Origin of the sequence: Marinobacter sp. Arc7-DN-1 (genome assembly GCF_003441595.1) — a bacterium.
Lineage (GTDB): Bacteria > Pseudomonadota > Gammaproteobacteria > Pseudomonadales > Oleiphilaceae > Marinobacter > Marinobacter metalliresistant.
The window spans coordinates 2481854-2506256 of sequence record NZ_CP031848.1; the positions used below are offsets into that span (position 1 = coordinate 2481854).

The 24403-nt window shown below is 58.7% G+C and carries 23 protein-coding genes; 8 read left to right on the forward strand and 15 right to left on the reverse strand.

Annotated features, from left to right (window positions below; translation table 11 throughout):
- Positions 1 to 26 precede the first annotated feature (26 nt).
- Complete coding sequence (locus D0851_RS11680; protein ID WP_117618799.1) at positions 27 to 998, reverse strand: radical SAM protein; 972 nt, start codon at positions 996 to 998, stop codon at positions 27 to 29.
- The gene (locus D0851_RS11685) at positions 985 to 3174 is read right to left on the reverse strand and encodes an FAD-dependent oxidoreductase (RefSeq protein ID WP_117618800.1); all 2190 of its coding nucleotides are present in this window, start codon (positions 3172 to 3174) and stop codon (positions 985 to 987) included. Before D0851_RS11685 ends, D0851_RS11680 begins: the two co-directional genes overlap by 14 nt.
- Positions 3175 to 3443: 269 nt before the next feature.
- Between D0851_RS11685 and D0851_RS11690 the strand changes: the two genes are divergently transcribed.
- On the forward strand, positions 3444 to 4061 hold the full coding sequence (locus tag D0851_RS11690; RefSeq protein WP_117618801.1) for an RNA polymerase sigma factor: 618 nt from the start codon (positions 3444 to 3446) through the stop codon (positions 4059 to 4061).
- Positions 4055 to 4312, forward strand: a complete 258-nt coding sequence (locus tag D0851_RS11695; protein ID WP_117618802.1) for a zf-HC2 domain-containing protein — start codon at positions 4055 to 4057, stop codon at positions 4310 to 4312. Before D0851_RS11690 ends, D0851_RS11695 begins: the two co-directional genes overlap by 7 nt.
- A 35-nt stretch (positions 4313 to 4347) precedes the next feature.
- Here D0851_RS11695 and D0851_RS11700 read toward each other — a convergent pair whose 3' ends face one another.
- The 4 genes from D0851_RS11700 to nrtS form a co-directional block, all read right to left on the reverse strand.
- Positions 4348 to 5094, reverse strand: a complete 747-nt coding sequence (locus D0851_RS11700; RefSeq protein ID WP_205422185.1) for a DUF6969 family protein — start codon at positions 5092 to 5094, stop codon at positions 4348 to 4350.
- A gap of 73 nt (positions 5095 to 5167) precedes the next feature.
- A complete protein-coding gene (locus D0851_RS20835) occupies positions 5168 to 5653 on the reverse strand; it encodes a cytochrome-c peroxidase (protein WP_264756444.1) in 486 nt (161 codons plus the stop codon).
- Positions 5654 to 6197: 544 nt separating this feature from the next.
- Positions 6198 to 7133: a DUF3179 domain-containing protein gene (locus D0851_RS11710; RefSeq protein WP_117618803.1), complete on the reverse strand. Its 936-nt coding sequence runs from the start codon at positions 7131 to 7133 to the stop codon at positions 6198 to 6200.
- Between the two features lie 93 nt (positions 7134 to 7226).
- Positions 7227 to 7553, reverse strand: a complete 327-nt coding sequence (gene nrtS, locus D0851_RS11715) for a nitrate/nitrite transporter NrtS (protein ID WP_117618804.1) — start codon at positions 7551 to 7553, stop codon at positions 7227 to 7229.
- A 184-nt stretch (positions 7554 to 7737) separates the two neighbouring features.
- On the opposite strand from nrtS, the gene D0851_RS11720 reads away from it, so the two are divergent.
- Positions 7738 to 8493, forward strand: a complete 756-nt coding sequence (locus tag D0851_RS11720; RefSeq protein WP_117618805.1) for a YiiX/YebB-like N1pC/P60 family cysteine hydrolase — start codon at positions 7738 to 7740, stop codon at positions 8491 to 8493.
- Here D0851_RS11720 and D0851_RS11725 read toward each other — a convergent pair.
- On the reverse strand, positions 8463 to 10610 hold the full coding sequence (locus D0851_RS11725) for a putative bifunctional diguanylate cyclase/phosphodiesterase (protein WP_117618806.1): 2148 nt from the start codon (positions 10608 to 10610) through the stop codon (positions 8463 to 8465). The genes D0851_RS11720 and D0851_RS11725 overlap by 31 nt on opposite strands.
- Before the next feature lie 180 nt (positions 10611 to 10790).
- Positions 10791 to 11678: a YeeE/YedE thiosulfate transporter family protein gene (locus D0851_RS11730; protein WP_117618807.1), complete on the reverse strand. Its 888-nt coding sequence runs from the start codon at positions 11676 to 11678 to the stop codon at positions 10791 to 10793.
- Positions 11679 to 12056: 378 nt separating this feature from the next.
- Between D0851_RS11730 and D0851_RS11735 the strand changes: the two genes are divergently transcribed.
- From D0851_RS11735 to D0851_RS11755, 5 genes are read left to right on the forward strand one after another with little or no spacing between them, the layout of a single operon-like run.
- Positions 12057 to 14165, forward strand: coding sequence for a TonB-dependent receptor family protein (locus D0851_RS11735; protein ID WP_117618808.1), 2109 nt, complete (start codon positions 12057 to 12059; stop codon positions 14163 to 14165).
- Entirely contained in the window at positions 14165 to 14980 is an 816-nt protein-coding gene (locus D0851_RS11740; RefSeq protein WP_227539277.1) for an ABC transporter substrate-binding protein, read from the forward strand. The genes D0851_RS11735 and D0851_RS11740 overlap by 1 nt, the downstream gene beginning before the upstream one ends.
- On the forward strand, positions 14970 to 15974 hold the full coding sequence (locus D0851_RS11745; protein WP_117618809.1) for a FecCD family ABC transporter permease: 1005 nt from the start codon (positions 14970 to 14972) through the stop codon (positions 15972 to 15974). Before D0851_RS11740 ends, D0851_RS11745 begins: the two co-directional genes overlap by 11 nt.
- A 46-nt stretch (positions 15975 to 16020) precedes the next feature.
- Positions 16021 to 17052: a FecCD family ABC transporter permease gene (locus D0851_RS11750; protein WP_227539278.1), complete on the forward strand. Its 1032-nt coding sequence runs from the start codon at positions 16021 to 16023 to the stop codon at positions 17050 to 17052.
- 14 nt (positions 17053 to 17066) lie between these two features.
- Positions 17067 to 17861, forward strand: a complete 795-nt coding sequence (locus tag D0851_RS11755) for an ABC transporter ATP-binding protein (RefSeq protein WP_117618811.1) — start codon at positions 17067 to 17069, stop codon at positions 17859 to 17861.
- A gap of 59 nt (positions 17862 to 17920) precedes the next feature.
- Here the strand turns inward: D0851_RS11755 and D0851_RS11760 are convergent, their stop codons facing one another.
- The 7 genes from D0851_RS11760 to D0851_RS11790 form a co-directional block, all read right to left on the reverse strand.
- Positions 17921 to 18352: an SRPBCC family protein gene (locus D0851_RS11760; RefSeq protein ID WP_117618812.1), complete on the reverse strand. Its 432-nt coding sequence runs from the start codon at positions 18350 to 18352 to the stop codon at positions 17921 to 17923.
- 63 nt (positions 18353 to 18415) lie between these two features.
- The gene (locus D0851_RS11765; RefSeq protein WP_117618813.1) at positions 18416 to 19390 is read right to left on the reverse strand and encodes an NHL repeat-containing protein; all 975 of its coding nucleotides are present in this window, start codon (positions 19388 to 19390) and stop codon (positions 18416 to 18418) included.
- A gap of 14 nt (positions 19391 to 19404) precedes the next feature.
- Entirely contained in the window at positions 19405 to 20322 is a 918-nt protein-coding gene (locus D0851_RS11770; RefSeq protein WP_117618814.1) for a transporter, read from the reverse strand.
- The gene (locus D0851_RS11775; RefSeq protein ID WP_117618815.1) at positions 20312 to 20629 is read right to left on the reverse strand and encodes a heavy-metal-associated domain-containing protein; all 318 of its coding nucleotides are present in this window, start codon (positions 20627 to 20629) and stop codon (positions 20312 to 20314) included. The genes D0851_RS11770 and D0851_RS11775 overlap by 11 nt, the downstream gene beginning before the upstream one ends.
- Before the next feature lie 82 nt (positions 20630 to 20711).
- Positions 20712 to 21077, reverse strand: coding sequence for a hypothetical protein (locus D0851_RS11780; RefSeq protein WP_162893726.1), 366 nt, complete (start codon positions 21075 to 21077; stop codon positions 20712 to 20714).
- Between the two features lie 107 nt (positions 21078 to 21184).
- Positions 21185 to 23611 (reverse strand): heavy metal translocating P-type ATPase, encoded by a 2427-nt coding sequence (locus tag D0851_RS11785; protein WP_117618817.1) that lies wholly within the window; start codon positions 23609 to 23611, stop codon positions 21185 to 21187.
- A gap of 140 nt (positions 23612 to 23751) precedes the next feature.
- Positions 23752 to 24402, reverse strand: a complete 651-nt coding sequence (locus D0851_RS11790) for a cytochrome c biogenesis protein CcdA (RefSeq protein WP_117618818.1) — start codon at positions 24400 to 24402, stop codon at positions 23752 to 23754.
- Between the last annotated feature and the right edge of the window lies 1 nt (position 24403).

The window sequence follows — 24403 nt, forward strand, 5'->3', positions numbered from 1 at the left end:
ATCAGTCCTACAAAGCCAAAAAAAAACTAACCAGGAGCCGAACAGCTGGCCCCAAACCGGTAACAGGAAAAACACCGGTGATGCCGCAGCATAATGCGCTCATCCATACTCTCGGCCAACGAGCCCCCGAGGTCATACTGCGGATCATCATCCACCAGCGTGCAGGCATACACCCGAACCCGGTCACCCTTCTTCACCAGCATCCGGGTGTAGGTGCACATAAAGTGCGCCCGCGACTCCTTGGTCGGATACTTCTCCATACAGGTCTCGGTAATCTCCGGGCTGCCGTCTTCCGAACCGGGCGTACCAAGGCCCGGAAACGCGGTAAACGCCAGGTTCTCGGGAATATGCCAGTCACGGAAAATCGCCCGGAAAGCCGCTTCCACATCCGACGGGATTTCCTCGGGATCGGTCTGGCGGGCAATCGACACCTTGAAACCCTGCTCAATCAGCCAGCGGATACCCTCCAGCGCCAGATCAAAGCTGCCTTCACCGCGGTCCTTGTCGTGCCGGGCGCGGTCCGGGAAATCCAGGCTAACCCGGAAGTGGATCGGGTAGGGATTGTCCAGCAACGGCAACACCTGGTGCCGGCGTTTGCGCAGCGGCTCGGTGGCATTGGTCAGCACGAAGCAGGGCCGGTGCTGGCTGGCGTAATCCAGGATGTTGACAAAGTCCCGGATCACGAAGGGTTCGCCGCCGGTGAAGGAAAACTGCTCCACGCCCATATCGATGGCTTCGTGGATAAAGGGTTTCACATCGCTGAGCTTCATGCCGGGAATGCGGCCGTCACCGGGATGGGAGCCTTCCAGACAGAACGGGCAGGCCAGGTTGCAGGCGGTGCCGGTATGAATCCACAGCTCCTTCAGCCTGTGCGCATCAATGTAGCCTCGGGGGTCACCGTTGCGGGTGTGGGTCCAGCTGTCGAACGCCCGGGGCTCCAGGACCTCCACAGCCGGAATACGCCTTCTGCGGGCCGTGGGGGTTTCAGTCAGGGACATAGAGACTCCTCGGTGCTTTTGTGTCTTTGCCGCGACGCCAGCCGTGCAGCTTTTCCAGCAACTTCAGGATGCCCGCGGGAGCATGGGCGCGCTTCCATTCACCGGCAGCGTATTTGGCGGATTCGTTCCAGGTCGGGTACGGATGGATAGTACCCAGGATCTTGTTCAGGCCAAGGCCATGTTTCATTGCCAGGGTGAATTCCGCGAGAATTTCACCGCCATGAGAACCAACCACAACCGCTCCAAGAATCTTGTCCTTGCCCGGCGGTGTGAGCACCTTGATAAAGCCATGGTCTTCGCTCTCAGCTATAGCGCGATCCAGGTCATCCAGGCCGTAGCGGGTGACCTCGTAGGCAACCCCCTTCTCTTTGGCCTCGGCCTCACTAAGCCCAACCCGCGCCACTTCCGGTGAAGTAAACGTCACCCAGGGCATCACCCGGTAATCCACCCGGAAGCGTTTGAACTGCCCAAAGAGGCCATTCACGGCGGCGTACCAGGCCTGATGGGCGGCAGCGTGGGTAAACTGATACGGGCCAGCCACATCGCCACAGGCAAACACGTTCGGGTAGCGCAGGCTCATGTCCTCTTCCACCGGTACGGTGCCGTTGGGCAAGGTATCGACACCAATCCTGTCCAAATTCAGGCCGGCGGTGTTTGCCGCACGGCCAACGGCCACCAGTACCTGATCGAAGGGAATGCGTACCCGCTCACCTTCATGCTCGCAGTAGACGACCTTCTCGTCTTCTTCTTTACGGAACTCCACCGCAGAATGTTTCAAACGGACATCCACACCATCAGCCTGGAACTGCTTGAGGACCAACTCGGAGACATCGACATCCTCCTTTGCCAGCAGGCGCTCCCCCATCTCAATCTGAGTCACCTTGCTGCCCAGCCGGGCAAACGCATGGGCCAGCTCGGAACCGATCGGACCACCGCCCAGTACCAGCAGGCGCCCCGGCTGCTCCTGCAATTCCCACAGGTTATCGGAGGTCAGCGGCTGCATGTCTTTCAAGCCCGGAATCGGCGGCATGGCTGGCTTCCCACCGGTGGCGACAACAATGCTGCGCGCGGTCAGCCGTTCGGTGCGGCCGTCGTTATGCCTGACTTCCAGCTCCCAGGGCGATACGAAGCTGGCCTCGCCAGAGATGCAGTCCACACCCAGTTTGCGATAACGCTCGGGGGAATCGTGAGGCTCCACCTGGGCGATCACGTCCTGGACGCGGTTCATGATGCTCCTGAACGAGCCGTTCACCGGCACTGACTCCAACCCGTAACGGTTGGCATGGCGCAGGGTATCTGCTGCCTTGGCACTGCGGATCAGCGCCTTGGAGGGCACGCAGCCGGTGTTGAGGCAGTCGCCACCCATTTTGTGCTTTTCGATCAGGGCCACTTTCGCCTTCACCGCCGCTGCGATGTAGGCCGAAACCAGGCCGGCAGAGCCACCGCCAATCACCAGCAGGTTGTAATCGAAGCTTTCGGGCTTCTTCCAGCCGGCATAGACCTTGCGGCGACGAATGAAGCCCACCACAAACTTGGCAATCAGCGGGAAAAGTCCCAGCAGGGCAAAGGCAAGCAGCAGGTCGGCCGAGACAATGTCACCGGTGGACCGGATCTGCCCGAGCTGGGTGCCTGCATTTACGTAGACGAAGGTTCCCGGAAGCATGGCAATCCAGCTCACCAGGGCATAGGTGCGCAACTTCATGGCAGTCAGGCCCATCGCCAGGTTGATCAGGAAGAACGGGAAGACCGGCACCAGACGCAAGGTTGCGAGGTAGAAGGCACCGTCTTTTTCGATGCCACGGTCCATTTTCGCCACGGTCTCGGCATAGCGCTTGCGCAAGGTATCGCGCATCAGGAAGCGGGCCACCAGAAACGCCAGAGAGGCACCGATGGTGGAAGCAATCGATACCGCCGCCAGGCCGTACAGGTTGCCGAAAAAAGCACCGCCCGCCAGGGTCATGATCGTCGCTCCGGGCAGTGACAGCGCGGTGACCACTACATAGATGGCCACAAACCCGAGCACCGCAGTCGTCAGATTCTGCCCAATCCAGCTTTCCAGAAGCTGCTGGTTATCCTTGAGATTCTGCAGCGTCAGCAGTTCATTACCACCGCTGGCGATAAAACCGATGATCACCGCCACGATCAACGCGACCAGAATCCATTTTTTCGATGTCATGTAATAATCCTTGTTACCCTTAATAATGTAGTACCGCAGAGACACGCCAGTTGCGGAAGTGTTACATCCGGCCCTTCTGTTTCGCTTCTTTGCTTCTTTCGCAGGTTTAAAGAAGTTGTACGTCGTTCAGGCCGGCATTGTGTCAACGATTGCTCATGAATATCTAACAATTTGGTCACGGCCCCTTGCATGGTGTACGCAGGGAACTTTTCGACAGCTGTCAGAACTTACTGCTATTCTTGAGCAGTTGTTCACAATAGGAAACAGCGATGTCGGATCCAGACACCCCCAGGGAAGCAACACTGATTCAAAGCCTGAAAGCGGGCGACAATCAGTCCTATCGGGAAGCGGTGCGCGTTTACACACCCGGGATGCTGGCGGTCGCCCGGTTCTATCTGGACCACTCCAGCGCCGAGGAAATTGTCCAGGATTGCTGGGTTACCGTGATCGATGCCATTCAAGAGTTTGAAGGCCGGTCGGGCCTGAAAACCTGGCTGCACCGGATTGTTGCCAACCGCTGTAAAAACAGGCTTCGTTCCAGCAAACGGGAAGTGGCCACCGATTTTTCCGAAAGCCTTGAGCCGGAGCTGGCCAGCCGTTTTAATTCCACTGGCCGCTGGGATCTGCCGCCAAAGCTGCAGTTTCACGAATCCGCGGACACACTGATGGAAAATGGTGCCCTCAGCGATTGCCTGGACAAACACCTTTCCGCGCTACCGGAAACCCAGCGCTCCGCCCTGATGCTTTACGAGGCTCACCAGCACAAATCCGACGATGTCTGTAACATTCTGGATGTCAGTGCCTCTAACCTTCGTGTCCTTTTACACCGTGCAAGGCAAAAAATCTTTCTGATGGTCGAAACCTTCCAGGAGACGGGCGAATGCTGATGTGCAGGGATCTGGCCGTAATTGCCAGTGATTACATTGATGGCGAACTGGCTGGTCGGCAGAGCCTGTCCGTGAAAATGCACCTGATGATGTGCAAGGACTGCCGAACCTTTATCGGCAATCTGCGGGCGAGTACCGAGCTGATGAAGGCTCACTCCTCGGCCCAGCCGGACGAGGAGCTGCTGCGCAGGATCGACGAACGTGTGACCGAGGCACTTAACGCACTGAAATCCCGGGGCAGCGATAGTTAATAACCCGTCAAACCCTGTTTTTTTGATGTCAGTGATTACCTGGTATATTCAGAGCTTCTGTTTTGCTGAATTCGCTTGGCCTGATTACGCTTTATCTGCTCCGCTTTGAGCTTATCCGCCCAACTGTCCACATCGATCGGAACAGTCCCGGTAATCTCCAGGGAACGATCTTCCAGCACCTGCTCCAGACCCTGCGCCTGCCGCTGATAGATAACCTCGTCCCGGTGATACAGCAACGCCTCGATCTGGGGCCGGAAGCAACGCACTATCGCCGTCAGCCAGCGATTGACCGGCCAGCTGGGGTAGGCGTGATCAATGGCAAACTGATCCAGCACTCGAATGATCGTCTCCGCAGGCAGCCAGCTCTCATCGGTTACCCAGCGGTTTACGGCAAACAGGTCGGTAGGGTAACCCCAGGCGTCCATGGAAACTGCGACCAGGTGCGCCACCCTGTCCTCACCCGTGGGCCCCATCACCGGCTCTATCCCTTCAGGCAATGCCGCATTACGAAGAAACAGGTGGAAATGCCCATGCTCGGCGTGGTCGTCCCGGTGAGCATGGTAGTAATACTGGGACGCGGTTTCCCGGTCATAGACGTCCTCTTTCGGGTAGTGGTCCATCTCGTAAAAAGGGCCCTGGCCTTTGAGCACCTCACCAACCACATTTAACCCGCCTTTCTCCAGCACCCGGTAGCACTCCCGGATATCGTCAATGGCCGCCAGACTGGTCAACACCTGGTTATCCGTGAGACTCGCCAATTTGGGAATACCAAGTTCCGTCATTATCTCTTATCTCCTTACCCGCGCGGCTCCGGGAGTTCCCGGAAGCCGCGCGCGTCCGACTGGTCTATTCACCTCAGGCAGCGGCATCTGCCAATCGTTTCCCGGCATTGGCCGAACAGGGGTTCTTCGCTGCACAGGGATTTTTGGTCGCGCACGGATTTTTCGTGGCGCAGGGGTTTTTGGTGGCGCAGGGGTTTTTCGTGGCGCAGGGGTTTTTGGTGGCGCAAGGGTTACAGGCGCCACATTTGCCACCCTTCAGGGCACAGGGATTAGCTGCAAGCTGCTTCTGAACCTTGCCCATGTACGCCGTGAGCGCCGCCAGCTGTTCACCGCTCCAGTCCAGAGGCTCTGCCGCCATGGGCTGAACCATACAAACCTGGACCATCTCATCCAGATGCACCGAATCCATGCCAAATATGTCCCTGGCCATGGCCACGGAATGCGGATAGGCATTGGCAAAGGTTGCGTTGTAGCCAGCGCCATCGTTGTGGCAGGTCGCGCAGGACAGGCCGTTGCTGCTGAGGGAAGGATCGTTAAACAGCTTCTCCCCCAGAGCCATCAGCTTGCAGGGATTCCCCTCATAAGGTTGATAGTTGGCTGGTCGAGTGACCTTTTTGGCAGCACAGGGGTTGGGTTTGGCGCCACACTTGCCCGTAGCTGCGCAGGGATTACAGCCTTTCACAGCGCAGGGATTACAGCCCTTGGTGGCGCATGGGTTCTTGCTGGCACATGGGTTCTTCACGGCACAGGGATTTTTAGTCGCGCACGGGTTTTTGGCCGCGCACGGATTGCAACCGGCCTTACAACCAGCTTTGCAGTGCTGCCCGGCCTTGCACTTGCTCTTGCAAGGAGAGCACGGATTGCAGGCGGCAACCGCCAGCCCGCCGGTGCCAAGCATGGCAGTCATCAATGCAGCGGACCACCAGGCAGTGCGCTGATGTTCATAGGAAATGCGAATGGCTTTTCTAAGAGGATGTATCGTGGACATGGTCTCTCTCCCTGATCATGGAGTTATGGGTTGGGCCCTCGGAGCCCGTCACCGCACAAGGGGCGGTCATGAAGGAGACACATGAGTTCCGGAACTATTACACCAGTTTTCAAAATTAATCGGCCTCATAAATCCGGGTGTCGGGATGAAAGGTGTACCAGGCGAACCAGAAGGCTCTCGTGGCAGGAAGCAGCTTGCCCGACGCATCCCGCAGCTCCGCCGACGGCACCTCCGGATCGTAGTGGATTCGTACCGCCTTGCCGCCGATCCGGTCTTCTAGAACAGCACCGTGGTCCGCCAGTTCGGGGAATGGCCAGGCTTTGCTCTCGCCATTATGGGTCCAGCCCAGCACCCAGGTTTTCGGGTGATACTTCCGGCTGGTGTGGGTGACGGGAAAGTAAAGCCGCTCAGAATGATCGTAATCCCCGTAAGGCGACATCCGGTAGTTGCGACTGTGGCCGGTGTCTGTTGAGAGCACCTGTCCGTCAGAGCCAACCCGTTCCTGCCACCTTCCCCAGAGTTCATGGCGAATGGCGACAGGCGTCAGCTCAGTCCCGGCCAGCGGGCCTGAAATTGCCCGCCCTTCAATCTGTGACCATAGGGATTCGGTTTGATGGTCATACATCAGCAAGTCACTGTTGTAGAGCAAGCCCGACACTCCGAAGGTCAAGAGCCGACCATCCACCACGGGGTTGAACGCCATGCCGGTTCCGCACAACGGGCAGAAGGTAATCAGCAGCGGCGTACCGTCAAGGTCATGATTGACGATTTCGTGCCAGTTCAGAATGCCGATGGGGTATGCAAAGTGGGCGTCCCCGTCATCAAAGGTCAGCATCAGGTCATCGGCGCGCCAGGGCAGGCTATTGGCGGGGCGCTCAAATTTTGGATCGTCTATTGAGGGGATGCCATCACGAGGTGGCCCACCACGGAGGATTTCATCAACCGGCACCCGTGCGTTGCTGACATCAAATCCGTTTTTGCTCTCGGCAATGGCCGGCTGTGTTGCCCAGAGCAAGAGAGCAATCAGTACCGAACCAATCATGTTATCCATGCTCACGATTCACCTCCTGATATCCCCAGCTCCATCAGACGCTGCTCCAGCCTGGTGGCCTGCAAGGTGAGAGACCCCTGAACAACCGAAGTGTTACGACGCGCCTTTCTGAAACTGAATTTTTTGTGCTTCCTCATGCACCCTCTGCTCCGCTGCCTCGGCTGCCCGACGCAGGTGCAGATCCTTGCTGACACTGGTATACGTCGAGACCATATAAGGAACACAATACGTCAGCGTCACTTTCACCCAGTCCATCGAGCCCGTACCAACGACCGCTTCCCACTGGTTGATCAGTACCAGAAGCGTTCCAACCACCGCGGCCAGCTTGGCGGCTCGCCAGGGCGTACCGTGGCCCACTGCCAGTTCACAGGCATCCCTGCACTGGCGAACCGGCTCACGGACAGTCCAGGAAAAAGACATCAACGCCTCACGTGTCAGTTGTTTACGATTACGGCACTACTGACACAGGCACCTGCCACAGTGTTACAAATGCCAGCTCATAGGGTGGCACTCTCAAAAGGCATATCAACTGGCTGATGTAACAGAGTTCCCCGATGTTTGTCTGTTCTATTGAACATAAACCAAGAAAAAACCGGAGCAAAACATGCTGTTGAACTGGCTCTCCAGGCGCTTGGCCGCCTACCTTTCCAAGGAAGTTTCCCGGCACTCCACCAGAACCTCCACCTGGGAAGCCATGGTAAACACGCTTGAGCCCGGAGACGTTCTGCTGGTAGAGGGTAATACGCGAATCAGTGTTGCCATCAAGTATCTGACCCAGTCCACCTGGTCTCACGCGGCACTGTACCTGGGGCCAGATGCCGGTCTCGGAACCTCGGACGATGGTGAAGCCCACGTACTCATAGAGGCAGATCTTGAGGCAGGTATCCGCCCGCTTCCCCTATCTTTCTACCGAAATACCCATACCCGCATCTGCCGTCCGGTCGGACTTGATGAAGGCGACATTCACGCGTTGACGGACTATGCCCTAAGCCGCCTCGGCCACCAGTACGACATGAAAAACGTGTTTGATCTGGCGCGTTACCTGTGGCCGACACCGCCGGTGCCGACGCGTTACCGGCACAGACTGCTGGCGTTCGGAAGCGGAGATCCCACGCGGGCCATCTGTTCCACCTTTATTGCCGAAGGCTTCCAACAACTGCGCTATCCGATCCTGCCAGTGGTGAAAACATTTCCCGCCAACGATCCAGACTGTGAAGACTGCGAGATCGAGCGTTTCCGGATCCGGCACCCCTCCCTGTTCACACCGAGGGACTTTGATGCCTCACCTTATTTCCGGATTATCAAGCCCACCATTGAGGGCAACTTCGATTACCGGGCAATCGACTGGGAGGACCGGTAACCCTCAGGTGTCGGGCGACCGAGCAGAAAGCCCTGGAGTTCATCACACCCTGAGGTCAGCAGCCAGCTGGCCTGGGCTTCTGTCTCCACGCCTTCGGCAATGACCTCGCAGCCAAGGCTGTGAGCCATGGAGATCATGGTGCGACAAAGCACCTCATCCTGTTCGTTATCCGGCAATCCGATGACAAACGCCCGATCGATCTTGATGCGTTTGACCGGCAGTGCTTTCAGGTAGGCCAGCGACGAGTAACCGGTACCAAAGTCATCGACCGCCAATAATACGCCCAGTGCCCGGAAGCGCTGAAGAATCTTCAGCGCCATGGTGACATCTTCCATCAGCGCGGTTTCGGTGATTTCCAGTTCCAGACAGTCCGGTGCCAGATTGTGGGACTGCAAAATGTTTTCGATGGTTTCAGCCAGAGACGGGTCTGCCAACTGGCGGGCGGATATATTGACGGCCATGCGTCCCTCGAATCCCTGTTCATCCCAACGTTTCATGGTCACAACGGCCTGTTCAACGACCCACAAACCCATAGGGATAATCAACCCGGTCTGCTCCGCAACCGGAACAAAGTCAGCCGGAGACACAAGACCATCAGCGGGATGGCGCCAGCGCAGCAGGGCCTCATACCCTACACAACGACGTAGCCGGTCAAACTGGGGTTGATAGTGGAGCTCGAATTCCCGGTGCTCGATAGCGGTACGCAAATCCCTCACCAACGTCTGATGCCGTTGAATCTGTTCGCCGAAATCCGAAGCAAAGAACTGGACCTTCTGATCCGGCGATTTCTTCGCCCGGTGCATGGCGATCTCGGCGTGGCTCAGCAGGGTCTCGGCGTCACTGCCATCCATCGGAGCAACGGCAACACCAGCGCTGATATGGCATTCATGACTGAATCCCCCAACCTGGACTGGCGCAGTACAGGCACTGATCACATCAGCAATATCCGCTTCCAGATGTACCTCTGGCTTGTCTTCGCGGGCCGTAAACCACAAACCGAAGACATCACCGCCCAGCCGGGATACAAAACCCGGCTCCCGGCTGAAACGGCCAAGCCTCCGCGCCACCTCCTGCAATACCCGATCACCCGCCTGGTGGCCCGCAAGCCCGTTGAGTGCCTGAAACTCATCAAGACCAAACACCACAAGCGCACTGGCTGCCGCATCGTGTTTGCCCGCCTCCGCCAGATACTGCGTAATCCGTTCTTCAAACAGGTTACGATTGGCCAGCCCGGTGAGTTGATCGTAAAGGCTCCGGATCTCCAGTTCCTGCTCGGTGCGCTTCAGTGAACGGGTCCGCTCCATCAGTAACTGATCGAGGCGCTGGTTCAGGGACTGCAGGCGGTTCAGGTAAGACGCATTCTGTTTCAACATGCCGTTAAACGCGCCCTCAACCTCCCCGAACTCATCACACCGTTCCGGCTGCCGGACGTAGCTCAGGGGGTGCTCGGCATCGGTGCCGGCCTGGATAATACGGCTGCGTAGTCTCAGTAAAGGTGACAGCATCATGCGATCGACCACGGCCATGGTGACAATGGTTACGAAAATGGCAATCAGCAACGACAGCCCCGAAATGCGAGCTACGAACGCGGTCAACTCCGCCGAGACACCGGTAACGTCCACCCGCGCCCGCACCGGGTAGTCGCCGAGCCATTGGCCCTCCTGCCAGGCAATCTCCAACCGGATACCTTCGGGCCGCTCAAGATCCCGCAGCCGCCCCAGGGCATCGCCCGGCTCCCTGACCGCCTCACCAGCGCGTAACCACTGGTCACCCACCATCAGCTCGATACCCGTTAACCGTGAGCTTTCGAGCAAATGCTCAAGCGAGTCGGCGGTTACCGAGCCTGACTTTGTAGCCAGATAGGTTTTGATGGCCTGTTCAGCGACGGTGGCATGCTGGCGTAACAGGCTCTCTTCGTAATTTCGATAAGACGGAATCAGAATCACGAACTCGATGACCAGGATCGCCACAAAGGCGGCCACGGTCAGGTTCCGGCACAGCCGACAGGCAACAAGTTGTCTGGCCCAGTTCATCAGCGATTGCCAGTTGGTCCGACCGAAACCAGTGCCTTCCCTCGCACCGTCAAAACCTGCTTCCATCCCAGCCGGCCACCTCATTGCACTGTCTCCCGTTGATTGGCGTACCCGTTGATTCCACGTACTATCGACACAACAGGCTTACGGTTGTTACACCCCCTGTCCCTGCACGTCCACGGCTGTTCAAAGGTGAAGATAGCGTGGTTGAGGTTTTCATCAACCCCGTGATCAGTCGTTTGTGACAAGATCTACCGGCGATTCTTATAGCTCCCGCACCCCCAACCAGATCCCTGCCAGCATACCGGCCAGGGCAGACAGGCTGGCCAGGGACAGGGCGGGCAAGGCCAGTAGCAACTGGAAATCGTTACCCCCCAGCGCCAGAGCTGATCCGGCTCCCATCAACAACCCGCTGCCCAGGTGTTTGCCGGTTTCGCCGGAGGCTGGCACCACCCATCGGAAACGGCGGAAGCGCCAGGCGCCCGCGGTCATGCCCAGCAACATGGAGACCAGTATCAGTGCCCGGGAGAACGACGGCGGTGGCGAGGTGCCTACTATCAGGTTAAGCCCTGCGTCGCGAACAAAATCACTGGGCGACCAGGCCGGCTCATATAGAAAGAGCGCACCCGCAAAAACTCCCACTAGCATGATGCCGCCCCACATGCGCCAGCGGTGGCGAAACTTCCGGTAAACCAGTATCGAGGCCAGCACCAGGCTTGCCACCGCAAACCAGGGCAGCAGCCCTAGTTGGTATGGCGTGCTCCGGAGGTCTGGCTTCAGGTCTGCAATGATCAGCAATACCCATCCGGCCAACCAGCCCAGCATGGTTAACAGCATGCGCAGATCTCCACTGGAAAGGCGTGTAGCCGTGGAGATGGAACAGGCGCCATTGATCGCTGCCCCGACCCCGAACACAAAACCACCCAGGGGGATAGACCAGTGAAAAGGATAGACCGCCAGAAAGGAATGGTCATGATATTCAATCAGGGGCGTGAACAGATAGATCCAGAATCCAGCCATGAGGATAGCTGTCAGGCGCAAACGTCGGCCCCTGATCCAGTCGTTGACACCACGGACCATACAGAGGCCAGTTACCTGGGCGGTGTAACCAATCACCGCGGCAATGGTCAGTGCGATTGCGACTGAAAACATGAAAACCCTGCTCCCTATCCTGAAGTTCAGGACACGCGAACAGGGTAAATGTTACCGGAGGGCAGGTTGCCATTTCCCGACCCGGTTATCGGCAAAGTTCACGCTCCAGAAGCCTGTCGGACTTAAGTGATCGTCACGAGCAAGGTGGGAAAGCGGCACAGTAGATCAGCCTTAAGTCCGACAGGCTGCCAGTGCCCCGTCTGGCTAATTCGCTAATCTACTGAGCCACTGAGGGCCTTGAGAGCAAGGCGCGGTGGTGAAGGTTTGGTGGTTCCAAATCGAGCACGCGGCTTCCCTCCTTACCCATAAATTAATTGTAATGCGAATCATTATCAGTAAAATGCGCACTAAAATATGGAACTAGTGCTGGAGAATCCAATGCCAAAATCCGAATATTCAAAGCCGCTTAAGCGCCACCCACTGTCTGTGGCAATAGCCCTGCTCCCGGTCTCGCTTCTGGCTATTGGTACTGCACCTGCCCTGGCACAGAAGCAGGCTGATGCGCCCGCCCTGCTACCCGGCCTGAACGTTACCGCCGACTGGCTGGGGCCGCCGACCGAAGACTCCGAGAAAACCTACACCGGCGCCCGCACGGTGGTGGAGGAAGAAGAACTCCAGGATACCGGGGCGCTGAATCTGGAGGATGCCCTGCGCCCGGTACCCGGCGTCACGGTGCTTGATGAGACAGGTACGGGCATTCTTCCCAACATCGGGGTGCGCGGTCTGAACCCGCTGCGCAGTGAACGGCTTCAGATTCTGGTGGATGGCTACCCGATTGCCATTGGACCTTACAGTAACGTTGGCGTCTCGCTTTTCCCGGTCACGCTTCCGAGCCTGGAAGCCGTGGATATTGTCCGTGGCGGTGCCTCCGTTCATTACGGCCCTAACAACGTGGGCGGCGTGGTTAATTTCGTGACCAGGCCGATTCCGGCGAAAACCTCCCAGACCCTTCGCGAGCGGGTCACCATCGCCGAAGAGACCGGCAACGTCTTCACCGATACCTATTACCGTGTCGGCGGACGCGCCACCGACAAACTCGACTTGCAGCTCCAGGCCAACGTCCAGCGCGGTGACGGCTTTCGCGATCACTCCGATACCGAGGTGGATAACCTGATCCTGGACGCCCGCTACTACCTGAACGACCGGCACGAACTGGCCTCGCAGTTGCAATACTACCGTGTGGATGCCGAACTTCCCGGTGCCCTGACACCGGAAGCCTATGAGCAGGACCGTACCCAGAGTCAGCGCCCGTATGATGGATACGAAGCGGATATGAGTCGCGCCACCTTCACCTGGACGTACACGCCGGCCAACAACATGGAATTTCAATGGCGCAATTTCGTGCAAGATGCCGACCGTACCTTCTTTTTTGGTCAGAACCTCAGCGGTAGCGGCCACTGGGCGGATCCCGGGCTGGATTCTACCCACGTCGCTGATTCACCGAGACTGTTCACCGTTTACGGCACTGAGCCACGAATCGCCATCAACTATGGCCGTCACGACATTACGCTGGGTGCCCGATTTGTCAGTGAGGATGTGGAGTTCGACGTCAATCGCCTGGAATTTTCCTCCGGTACCCGTTCCGTGGCGCGCGACTGGCACCTGGACACCCGGGCCATGGCTTTTTACGCCAGTGATACCCTGTCGTTCCTGGATGACCGCCTGACCGTAACTCCGGGTCTGCGCTACGAAGACGTGGATATGGATTTCCGTGACAACCTCAGCAGCACCACCGAGGGAAACCGCGCCGAGGAGTTATTGCCGGGCCTGACTGTCGGTTATCAGGCTTCCAATGATCTGTTTGTCTTTGCCAACAGCCAGCGCTCTCTTGTGCCGGTCCAGATTGCCCAGACCACGCGTGAGGGCGCGGTCGCCAATGAAACTGCCTGGAATAACGAGTTTGGCGCACGATTGCAGGTAACCCCCAGTCTGAGCTCATCTGCAACACTGTTTCGAATTGACTATGAAGACCAGATTCAGTTCAATCGCACTACCAGTCGTTTCGAGAACCTTGGAGAGACCCGCCACCAGGGTGTCGAGCTGACGAACCAATGGAGTGTCAACAACCACTGGGAACTCGGCTTTGGTTACACCTTCCTGGACACGGAGCAACTGACGGGTGAAAACGAGGGCAACGAACTGCCCAACGCGCCGACCCATAAAGTCAGCGCCGATGCGGTGTACAGTTACCAGGCCTGGGATGCCAGCCTGAACTGGGTGTACGTCAGTTCCAGCTACAGTGATGCGGACAACACAGAAGAAGAAACCAGTAATGGCAGCGCCGGTGAGTTGCCGGACTACCATCTGGTCACTGCCAGAGTCGGTCGCGATATCCCTGTTGGCGGTGATCGCGTCCTTAACCTGGGCCTGGCTGTCAACAATCTGCTGGATGAGGATTATTACTTCCGGGGCGTGGACGTCAGTCCGGTCGGCCGTGTGCCCCAGCCCGGCCGAAGCTTTATCCTTGAGGCGCAGCTCGACATCTGATGGCCTGTTTACGGAACCGGATCGCGAAGATCCTGATCATTGTCCTGCTGTCGCCTGCTTCAGGATTGGCTGACGACAGCGGCATCCGGCTGACGGATGACCGCGGGAAGACCCTGCGGTTATCCGAACCCGCGACCCGACCCGCTGCGATTTCGACCTTTGGCGCCGATGTCGCACTGGCGTTGAGCACCCCACCGGTTGCGGTCACCGACTACGGTATCCAGGGGATCCCGGACTACCTGGCGTCGGAACTAACCGGTGTTCATGGCCTCGGCCCGCGACATCAGCCAAACCTGGAAGTGCTGTCATCGGTCCGGCCGGATCTGGTCATCGCCATTGGCCGTTATACCGAGAAAGACGGTGATCAGATTGAAGCCATCGCCCCGCTGCTCGCCCTGGACCTGATCACGGTTCAGGACAGCCTGCGGGCCGTGGAATTAGCGGGGCAAGCGCTGGGGGCGCCAGCAAAAGCCACGGAACTCAACGCTCGCTTTCTGGAGCGCCTGGGCTTCGACAATGTCGGGGGAAAGCCGCCTAATCCCGACAGCGGTATCCCGCTGGGTTACAGAATCAGTCTTGAAGCACTGTTGGAGCTTAACCCGGATACCATTCTCCTGTTGCCCACCCGTCGTCAGCGAGCATTCACAATGAATCCGATCTGGCCTTACCTGAAGGCAGTGCGCAACAACGGCGTCTACGAAGTTCCGCAATACTGGAAAGAAGGGGCCGGCCCCATCGCCAGGGAACGGATCCTTGACGACATTCAGCGCCTGTTGCTGACGTCAGCGCCGACAGAACCGACAAATGATGAGTGACGATTCAACCACCCGCCCCATCAGCATTTACGGAGCAACTGTGTTGCTCCTGATGCTGCTGTTCTTCGTGGGCCTGATGGCGGGCTCCCGCTGGGTGTCGCCGACCCTGTTGCTGACAGCCATGGACGGCAGCAGTGACCTGCTGACACGCATCACCGTGCTGGAGCTGAGGCTGCCGCGCAACTTGCTCGGCATTCTCGGCGGCGCAGCCCTCGGGGTTGCCGGTGCCGTCATGCAGGGCGTCACCCGAAACCCCCTGGCCTCGCCTGGCCTGACCGGCGTGATCGCATCGGCCGCCCTGGCAGTGGTTTCGCTTCATACCCTGAGTACGCCCGGCGCCCTGTGGCTACCGCTGATGGCCCTTGCCGGAGGCCTGTTGGGTGGTGCACTGACGTTTGCCATCGCCGGTCGGCGACAACTTCAGCCAGAGCGCGTGGTGCTCGCCGGAATAGCGGTAACATCGCTGGCCACCGCACTGACCACGGGCCTTCTGCTGGTGTCAGGGGCGGAGGCGGCAGAGCTCTACTATTGGCTGGCCGGCAGTCTGATGGGGCGGGGATGGCTTCAGCTCCAGATGGTGCTGCCCTGGCTGCTGCTTCCACTCGGCACCTTGTTCGTCATGCAGCGGCCATTCCGCTTGCTGCAACTCGATGATGATCTGGCGCTTGCCATGGGGCTGGCCGTCGGGCGCTGGCGACTGATTTTTCTGTTGCTGGCTTTACTGCTGGCTGCAGCACTGGTCGCTTTCACCGGTCCGATCGTGTTTATTGGCCTGGTGGCGCCGCACATTGCCAGGCGGATGATTGGCAACCAGATCCAGCATTGGCTGCCCCTGAGCGCCCTGTTTGGAGGGCTGTTGTTACTGGCAGCCGATATCCTGGCACGACAGCTGGCTTTTCCCCAGGAGTTACCCGTCGGTATGCTGACGGCCCTTATCGGGGCGCCCTGGCTGGTTTATCTGCTCAATTCGCGAACCTCACCCCGGAGCGCATAAGGTGACAAATCCGGCAACGACACCTCCTCGGGCAGGCCGCCGTGGCATGCAGATTCCAGGCGCCGGCCCTGTCGCCAGACTGCTACTGGCGGGCGGGCTCAGTCTGGTTGTTGTCATCGTCGCGGGCGTCCAGTTGGGGGCGGTAGACCTGACATGGTCCCAGGTATGGGCCGGACTGACCGGCAACAGCTCGCAACACGTGCAACGAGTGGTCTTCGAATTAAGGCTGCCCCGCACCCTGGCCGGCGCCCTGATTGGCATTCACTTTGCCCTGTCAGGATGGCTGTTACAGTTGCTGAGCCGCAACCCGTTGGCCGAGGCCGGCATTCTTGGTATCTCCGCGGGCGCCAGTCTGGTGGCCGTCGCCGCCTTTATTATCGGAGACTGGATAGTGTCCAGCGCGAATCCCTACAACAATGCGTCGTTCGCGCTTCAGTATTTACCCCTGTTTGCCATGGCGGGCGGGCTTGTGACGGCCCTTTCGGTGTACTTCCTTGGCATGCGACATGGCCACCTGTCGCCGGTCAAGATGACCCTGACCGGCGCGGTAATTGCCGGCATGTTACACGCACTGACCACGGGCGCCCTGGCGTTCTGGGGCCACGCCCATACCGAGTTGGTTGCCCAATGGCTGGCCGGCTCATTGTACGGCGCAGAATGGCAACATCTCCGAGCGCTGTTGCCATGGACACTCATCGGGCTGGCCGGTGTCGGGCTGCTCGTGCGCCCACTGGAGGTCATGCAGCTTGACGATCAACACGCACGCACCCTGGGTCTGGGCCTGAATCGCTGGCGTGCCTTTGCCCTGCTGATTGCCACCCTGCTGGCCGCCAGTGCCGTTGGAGTGGTGGGGCCGGTTGGCTTCATTGGCTTACTGATTCCCCACATCAGCCGCCGGCTGGCCGGTGCCAATCTTCCGGCCCAGTTGGTGTTATGTGTACTATTGGGAGCGGTACTGGCGGTGCTGGCGGATTTACTCGGCCGGACACTGTTCACACCCTATGAAGTGCCCGTGGGTGTGGTTTCCGCCGTCCTCGGCGTACCGTTTTTTCTTTACCTGTTATCGCGTCAACCCTGAGGCCGGGATCCGCCATGTTACGAACCGAGCATCTCTCACTTGCCTACGGTGACAAGCCAGTTGTGGACAACGTCTCGCTGGCCATTCCAGAAGGTGGGATCACCTGTCTTCTGGGCCCCAACGGTTCCGGTAAAAGTACACTCCTGAAAAGCTTCGCGGGCCTGCTACCGGCCCGGTCAGGACAGGTTTACCTGGACGACAGGCCGGTTGAGCAATGGGACCGGCGCCGGCTGGCTCTCAGGCTCGCCATGCTGCCCCAGAAACCGATTGTACCCGATGGCATCAGGGTTCGGGATCTGGTGGCGCTGGGTCGTTTCCCACACCGGAAATGGTGGCAAAGGAACCTCACCACCGACGACAGCGCGACCCTCAATGCAATGGCAATGACGGGGGTTTCGGACCTGGCGGAGCGACCGGTGGAAGCGCTCTCCGGAGGGCAGCAGCAGCGGGTATGGATCGCCATGGCGCTGGCCCAGGAAACCGACATTCTTCTGCTGGATGAACCGACCACGTTTCTGGACTGGGGCTACCAGCTGGAAGTGCTGGAACTGTTATCCACGCTAAATCGCCAGCACGGATTGACCGTTGTGATGTCACTCCACGACCTCAACCAGGCCGCGCAATTTGCTGACCGGATCGCCGTCCTGGCCGGTGGCCAGCTCGAAAGCATCGGCAACCCCGGGGAAGTGATTACCGAGCCCCTGATCAACCAGGTATTTCGGGTTCATACCAGTATCATTACGGGGCCGGATGGTCGTCCATTTTGCTCCGGGTTTGCCGAATCCTTTAAATACGCATCACCCTTTTGAGGGCGCTAAACGCCTAGGATATGCGCAAAAGCAGGGAACGCCCAACCTGCGTCAAAGAATTACTGGTCCAACGCTTTTTTCAGTTGACCCAGGAGAGCCGTGTATATCCCCTGGCAGAATTCCTGCGCTGCCTCATCGTTACCGGTCCAACTGGAGTACCACTCCACAAAGGTGCCGCCATCACCTTCCGTTACCGGACGAACCCGGACATGCCCCTCGTAGCTACTGACTTCATTTGAAGAAACCGGAGAAGGTCCTTCGTCGATGCTGTAGGTGAGCTCTCGGTTATCGTCGTCGAGAGCATGCAGGGTCTCGTGAAATGCCCCGTTCAGCACCCGTTTGGCGCCCGGCTGGTCGCCTTTCTTGTCCCCGACAATATCAACATTGGTTACTACATCCGGCGCCCAGCTCATGTCGTGAAAGTCGCGAAGCTTTGCCCAGACCGTCTCAGCCGGTGCATTGACCACAACTGATTGATAGGTTTTACCCATGGTGAATCTCCTCGATCTTCTACGTAAGTGAAGCGTCTGTCTTCTGATCCCCTCTTTGCCAGCTTACTTCACGGGTTCCCACTTCTCGACCCGATTATCGGCAAAGTTCACGCTCCAAACGGTTCCGTCACTCTCGATGGCGACGGCCATTGCCGTGTGGCCGGGGTTTTCCGGCTCGCTGCCGAATGCGGTGAGGTAGTCCCCATCCGCCGCGAACTTCTGTATACGATCATTATAAAAATCGGCCACAAAGATGTTGCCTTCAGGGCCGACCGCAATTGACGTCGCGGTGGTGAGCCAGCCCTTGAGCGGCCCGTAGATGCCCAGGGCAAACGGCCCACCCCACTTGTGCAGAAAATCACCTCCGGTATCGAAACTCTGGACACGATTTCCGTAGCCATCTGCCACATAGAGAGTTCTGTCATCAGCAAATGTTACATCAGTAGGATAAGTAAATTGCCCTGCACTCTTTCCCGTCTCCCCGGTGGTTCCCCACTGTTTGACGAAGGAACCATCCGCCCGTAAGTGCTGAACACGGTGGTTGTAAAAGTCAGCCACGAACAGGTCGCCATTACCGGCGACGGCAACACCGCCCGGTGCATTGAACTGCCCCGGCTCCTCACCGGGGCCGCCGATTACCGCAAGAGGCTCGCCAGCGAGGCTGAATACCTGAATCCGGTCGTTCATGTACTCGGGAACGTAAAGTTTTTCGTCGTGGATCGTCAGGTTCATCGGCCGTCCGAGCTCGCCGATGCCATCGCCGGTGGTGCCGAATGCCCGTTTGAGTTGCCCTTCGTGGTCAAAGACCTGGATACGTCCGTTGCGTGCATCGGATACGAAGACTTCGGTATCCGTGACGGCAATACCGGTAGGGTCATTCAGTTGCCCCGGGCCGCTGCCTTTTTCACCCCAGCTATGAACGAGAGCGTACGGCGGCTCCTGGTTCCAGTTGATCGCCCCGCCCGCGCAGCCGAGTATGGTGAGCACTACCACGAGACCGAGAATACTGTAGCCTGACCATTTAGCGATTTTTTTCATGCCGCACCCGAAACCTAGAAATTGCGGCGAAAGCCGACGCGCACAATGTAATCGTCCTCGATGGCGTCACCGTTGGAGTCTTCGGCCACAGGCAGCTGTACCGTGCCTTCGACGATCCAGCTTCTGCTAACGTATTGCAGCCCGGGTGCCAGCAGCCACTGGGTACCCCCGGAATCGGCATCGGTGCCACTCCCCAGGTCGTCGCGTTCCCGATGGATTACATTGGACTCCAGCAGGGCATAGACGAAGCTCGGCGTGCCAGGCACACCCTTCATGCTTCGCGGCCAGATCCGGTATTGCAGCGAAGCGTCGAAGCGCGTCTCATCCCCTCGTGCGAAACCATCGTGGCGCCCGTTTTCGCGGTAGAGTAACTGCCCATCCACCTGGTACTGCAGCGTCTGGTAGGTAGTTACCACAGCACCGAAGACATCCCATGCGCCATCGCCGGCCTGTAGCGGGCGTGGCAGTTCGCCGAAACGATCACTGTCGTTATCGTCGCCGGTTGGGGCGGTGAAGCCGACAACCGGTGCCACGCGAAAGGTGCTGCCCGTATAATCCTTCTTGTAGAGCGTGTAGCGGCCAAACAGCGAAATATCGCCAAAACCGCTGGTGTCACGCTCCACCCGGCCCATGGGTGTGGTAACGTCCAGCTCTTTATTGAAAAAGTAGGGGACCATGCCAAACACGGCGAACTTCGAAGTGACGCCATAACCCAGCACACTGCCCAGGGTCTGTACCGAGACTTGGCGGTCCATAGGCCCATTGTCCGAGCGCTCCCGCAACACAAACTGCTCACGCCAGATAGTCTGGTCCTGGGCCACGGGCAGGGCGGTGTTGAAAGTGTTGGGGGCGGCTTGTACTGCAGACACACCGGCCATTAACAAAGCGCCGACCAGCACTGGTACGCTAAATAAATGGTTGTTATTTCGCATCGCCACCTCCTGTCTCGCCTCCGGACTCTGAGTAGGATCGCAGCGTGAAGCCAGCCTCATCGACTGCCTGACGGGCCTGCTCCTCAGTAAGTGTCTTGCCCTCTTGCAGGGTTACGCGTACCAGGCTTTCACCAACGTCGACCTGCACATCAGTGACACCGTCGACCTTGCTCAGACGTTTTTCGATGCCGTAGGCACAGAAGGGGCAGGCCAGGCCATCCACGCCCAGCACGTATTGATTATCGGCGGCCAGCACGGCAATGCTGAACATCAGCGCCGATAGCAGCACGTACAGTTTTGTTAACATGACGAACCCTCTCTCCATGGATGTACAATCACAGCTTTTCACCTTGATTTGACTCCACCTCAGAGCCGGGCGAGGTAATGTTTTACGACCGGCTTGCATAGACAATCCGCGCAAGGATCACCAGAGTCGCCAATTGCAGTGCCGATTTGACCCAAAAGCCGATGATCATCCCCTCGACTATGTGAAAAAGGGCGAACAAGGAAAGTAACGGCACGACATAACGATGCTTGCGCACGATGCCCCAGATAAAATAGATGACCAGGCCAAGCGAGATATAGATATTGAATGCCCGATACGATAGCCAGCCAAAGTTGATGACCTCGGGCGCCCAGCCCTGCGCGCGGTATATCAAAACGCTAGTCGCACACGCAGCAAACAAGAGTTGCAATGCGATCAGCGCAATGATCTGCCATCGGTTGGGGGATAGGGGGTGCCGGTATTCTTCCATCAACTGAATCCTCATCAAGAATGGGCGGACGATGGTCAGCGTCAACACCCCTGTTTTTTGGCCCCGTCCACGGCAGCATCATCGCCTGCCAGGCTGAGCCTGCCCGATCAATCACCCACGCTCGCGACCGTATCGAAAAACAATGCCGGGCGTTGCCACAGTGAATTAATGAAAATGGCTGTCACGCTGGCTGCCATGGCCACCATCGCCCAGACCGGGTAGATCAGCCCCGTACTGGCCAGCGGAATGCCGATACCGTTGAACAGAAAGGCCAGGCTGACGTTCTGGAGCATTTTACGATAGCCCCAACGGCTGATGTCTATTGCCGTCACCACGGCGTCCACCCGGCTGTTTAGGATGATAATGTCGGCGGCGTCAATGGCGATGTCCGTGCCGCCACCCATGGCAATACCTACGTCCGCCTGCATCAGGGCGGGGGCGTCATTGATGCCGTCGCCCACCATGGCGACCCGCTGGCTTTGCTGCATGGTTCGCAGCCGGTCCGCTTTCTGTTCAGGCAGCACGCCGGCATGCACTTCATCGATACCGGCCTGTTGCGCGATGTGGTGGGCGGTGCGTTCGTTATCACCGGTCAACAGGGCGGTGCGGATGCCCATCGACTGCAAGCTGGCTATGGTGTCGGCGGCATCGGGTCGCAGAGCGTCACCGAGTGCGATGGTGCCCAACAAAGTGCCGTCACGGGCCACCACGATTACCGTATGGCCCTGGGCCTCGTCCGCTTCCACGGCATCGGCAACGGATGTCATTTCCACGCCGGCCGTTTCGGCAAAACGCGGGCTGCCCACCAGTACCTGCTTGCCATTCACCTGCGCGGTGACACCACGACCGGATTCGGCCTGAAAATCGGCGATCTCGGGGAAGTCCACATTTCTTTCAAGTGCCGCTTCAACGACGGCCCGCCCCAGCGGGTGCTCCGAGGCCGCCTCGACCGCTGCAGCCAGCGCCAGCAGCGCATCGTCGTTGCCATCCACACTGTACAGAGAGCGCACAGCGGGGCGGCCCTCGGTGAGAGTGCCGGTCTTGTCGAACACCACCTTGTTCACTTTGCGCAGGGCCTGAAAAGCCTCGCCGGTGCGCATCAGTACGCCTTTGTCCGCAGCCTCTCCTGCGCCACGTACGATGGATAGAGGTGCTGAGATGCCCACGGCGCAGGGATAACCCATGACCAGCACGGTCAGGGCGGCAAAAACGGCTCGTTCAAGGGCCGGCTCGCCGCCAATCAGTACGGGGCCGATCGACCAGAAGCCAAAGGCGAGGGCCGATATGATCAGCACGGCCGGCGTATAGATCCGCAGTACGCGATCCACCAGGTGCAGCAATCCCGGCTTGAGTGCACGCGCATCTTCGATGCTGCTGATCACTTGCTGGAGAAAGCTTTCGCTGCCGATGGCCGTTACCTGCAGAAGAAGGGTGCCGGAGCCGTTGATGGCGCCGCCCACGACGGTATCGCCAGTGGTTTTCTCCACTGGTAACGGCTCGCCCGTGATCAGGGACTCGTCCACGGCCGAACCGCCTTCCACCACCTCTCCGTCCAGGGGAATGCGTTCTCCAGGCCTAATACGTACCCGCATACCAACCTCAACCTGGTCTGCGAGCATGTCACGCTCACCGTCCTCGGTGACGACGCGCGCCGTCTCCGGCTGCAGGTCCAGCAACCGCTTGACCGATTGCGAGCTGCGGGTCTTGACGATCAGCGACAGCCATTCGGAGAACAGATGATAGGTCAGTACCATGACAGAGACGGCGAAAAACGCCGCCGTGGGATAACCTTCGGGCGATACGATCAGGCCGATGGCGCCCCCGGTCAGCCCTGCGAAGGCACCGATTTCCACCAGTACGTGCTGGTTGAGGATGCCACGGCGCAACGCCTGAAAGGCCATGTTCAACATTTGCCGTGCCACGCCAAACACCATGCCCAGTGCCAGCGCACCGACGGCCAACGGCTCATAGCCGCCCAAAACGCCGGCGGTGCGTAGCGCGAGGAATGCCAGTCCGCCAGCCGCCAACAGAGCCGTGCCCGTGAGCGCGGCTGACCTACCCTGGCCGCGCAGCACCGCGAAGCCGAACAGAACCAAGCTGACGTAAACCACTGCGGAAAGCCCGAAGGTCCAGGCCGAGGTAAAATCAACGATCAGTCCGACCGCTGCCAGGCTCATGGCCAGGGCGACGACAAACCGATTGCGTTCAATCGCCAGCGCTTGCTCCTGGCGTTCGAACGGTTCCACCTTGCGCGGGTCGCTCAGGGTGTAGCCGATCTGCTGCAAGGTACCCATCAGAGCCTCGGCGCTGTTCTCCCGAGAGTCGAACTCCACCAGCGCCTGCTCGTGAGTCAGACTCACTGCAACCCGACGCACGCCGGATTTCTTGCCCAGCGCGCTTTCAATCGTGCCCGTGCACAGCGAGCAGTGCAGTCCACCGATATGAGCCTTGACCCGTTGAATGTCGGGGTCCGCCGTTGATTCCAGACTCCAGGGCTGGGTATCGTCGTCAGCGGTTGTCACTGCCGTGTTCATGATGCGTCCCCTTGATGAAATGAAGTCACATTTCAAGGGTAGGCCCCGTACCAAGATACGGAGTCAAGTGATCGAGGAATATCAAACGGTTTAAACAGGGAAAGCTGTCAAAACAGGGAGGATGTACTTGGTCTTAAGGCCTAAGCCAGCGCCAGCCAAAAGGTCCAGAGGCCCAGCACGACCATTATGGCACCGGTCCATCGTGGCATACGCCCCGCGAGCCGAGTGAGGTATTCCAGCCAGCGACGGCCACGGGCGGTAAAAACAATGAACAGCAGAGGGGCGGAAAACGCCAGCCCGAACACCATCAGGGTTGATGCACCGAAGATAACAGCTCCATCCGTTGCCCCCCGGGCGGCGGCATCGCCGAGCAGCACCGCAAGCAAGGGAGCCGCGCAGGCCGGCACGTTCAAACCAAACACCACGCCCAACGCGGGACCGCCAGGGATGCGGGTGATGCGTGGCAGAAACCGGTTCACCAGCGCAATAAACCGGGATGTACCACCGCCCAGGTACAGCAGCCCGACCAAGACATAGAGACTCCCGAGCACAGCCCACAGGCCTTGCTGCAGCCCGGTGAAGGCAGTTCCAACGAAGACGGCAATCACGCCAAGCACGGCCATCAAAGAGGCCCGCGTCAGGGCAAAAAGCAGTGTGTGAGCAATCTTCATCCGCTGTGACAAACCCTTGAGGTAACGGATGAACAATAAGTGACTGCCTACGGAACACGGCTCAATAAAGGCCAGTAGCCCGAGGCCGGCGGCCAGAGGCAAAGCAACTGAAAATTCCAAG

Bases quoted from the DNA above. Each gene is read 5' to 3' on its own strand.
- D0851_RS11680 (WP_117618799.1), bottom strand. From the start codon at position 998: ATGTCCCTGACTGAAACCCCCACGGCCCGCAGAAGGCGTATTCCGGCT.
- D0851_RS11685 (WP_117618800.1), bottom strand. From the start codon at position 3,174: ATGACATCGAAAAAATGGATTCTGGTCGCGTTGATCGTGGCGGTGATC.
- D0851_RS11690 (WP_117618801.1), top strand. From the start codon at position 3,444: ATGTCGGATCCAGACACCCCCAGGGAAGCAACACTGATTCAAAGCCTG.
- D0851_RS11695 (WP_117618802.1), top strand. From the start codon at position 4,055: ATGCTGATGTGCAGGGATCTGGCCGTAATTGCCAGTGATTACATTGAT.
- D0851_RS11700 (WP_205422185.1), bottom strand. From the start codon at position 5,094: ATGACGGAACTTGGTATTCCCAAATTGGCGAGTCTCACGGATAACCAG.
- D0851_RS20835 (WP_264756444.1), bottom strand. From the start codon at position 5,653: ATGGCTCTGGGGGAGAAGCTGTTTAACGATCCTTCCCTCAGCAGCAAC.
- D0851_RS11710 (WP_117618803.1), bottom strand. From the start codon at position 7,133: ATGGATAACATGATTGGTTCGGTACTGATTGCTCTCTTGCTCTGGGCA.
- nrtS (WP_117618804.1), bottom strand. From the start codon at position 7,553: ATGTCTTTTTCCTGGACTGTCCGTGAGCCGGTTCGCCAGTGCAGGGAT.
- D0851_RS11720 (WP_117618805.1), top strand. From the start codon at position 7,738: ATGCTGTTGAACTGGCTCTCCAGGCGCTTGGCCGCCTACCTTTCCAAG.
- D0851_RS11725 (WP_117618806.1), bottom strand. From the start codon at position 10,610: ATGAGGTGGCCGGCTGGGATGGAAGCAGGTTTTGACGGTGCGAGGGAA.
- D0851_RS11730 (WP_117618807.1), bottom strand. From the start codon at position 11,678: ATGTTTTCAGTCGCAATCGCACTGACCATTGCCGCGGTGATTGGTTAC.
- D0851_RS11735 (WP_117618808.1), top strand. From the start codon at position 12,057: ATGCCAAAATCCGAATATTCAAAGCCGCTTAAGCGCCACCCACTGTCT.
- D0851_RS11740 (WP_227539277.1), top strand. From the start codon at position 14,165: ATGGCCTGTTTACGGAACCGGATCGCGAAGATCCTGATCATTGTCCTG.
- D0851_RS11745 (WP_117618809.1), top strand. From the start codon at position 14,970: ATGATGAGTGACGATTCAACCACCCGCCCCATCAGCATTTACGGAGCA.
- D0851_RS11750 (WP_227539278.1), top strand. From the start codon at position 16,021: ATGCAGATTCCAGGCGCCGGCCCTGTCGCCAGACTGCTACTGGCGGGC.
- D0851_RS11755 (WP_117618811.1), top strand. From the start codon at position 17,067: ATGTTACGAACCGAGCATCTCTCACTTGCCTACGGTGACAAGCCAGTT.
- D0851_RS11760 (WP_117618812.1), bottom strand. From the start codon at position 18,352: ATGGGTAAAACCTATCAATCAGTTGTGGTCAATGCACCGGCTGAGACG.
- D0851_RS11765 (WP_117618813.1), bottom strand. From the start codon at position 19,390: ATGAAAAAAATCGCTAAATGGTCAGGCTACAGTATTCTCGGTCTCGTG.
- D0851_RS11770 (WP_117618814.1), bottom strand. From the start codon at position 20,322: ATGCGAAATAACAACCATTTATTTAGCGTACCAGTGCTGGTCGGCGCT.
- D0851_RS11775 (WP_117618815.1), bottom strand. From the start codon at position 20,629: ATGTTAACAAAACTGTACGTGCTGCTATCGGCGCTGATGTTCAGCATT.
- D0851_RS11780 (WP_162893726.1), bottom strand. From the start codon at position 21,077: ATGGAAGAATACCGGCACCCCCTATCCCCCAACCGATGGCAGATCATT.
- D0851_RS11785 (WP_117618817.1), bottom strand. From the start codon at position 23,611: ATGAACACGGCAGTGACAACCGCTGACGACGATACCCAGCCCTGGAGT.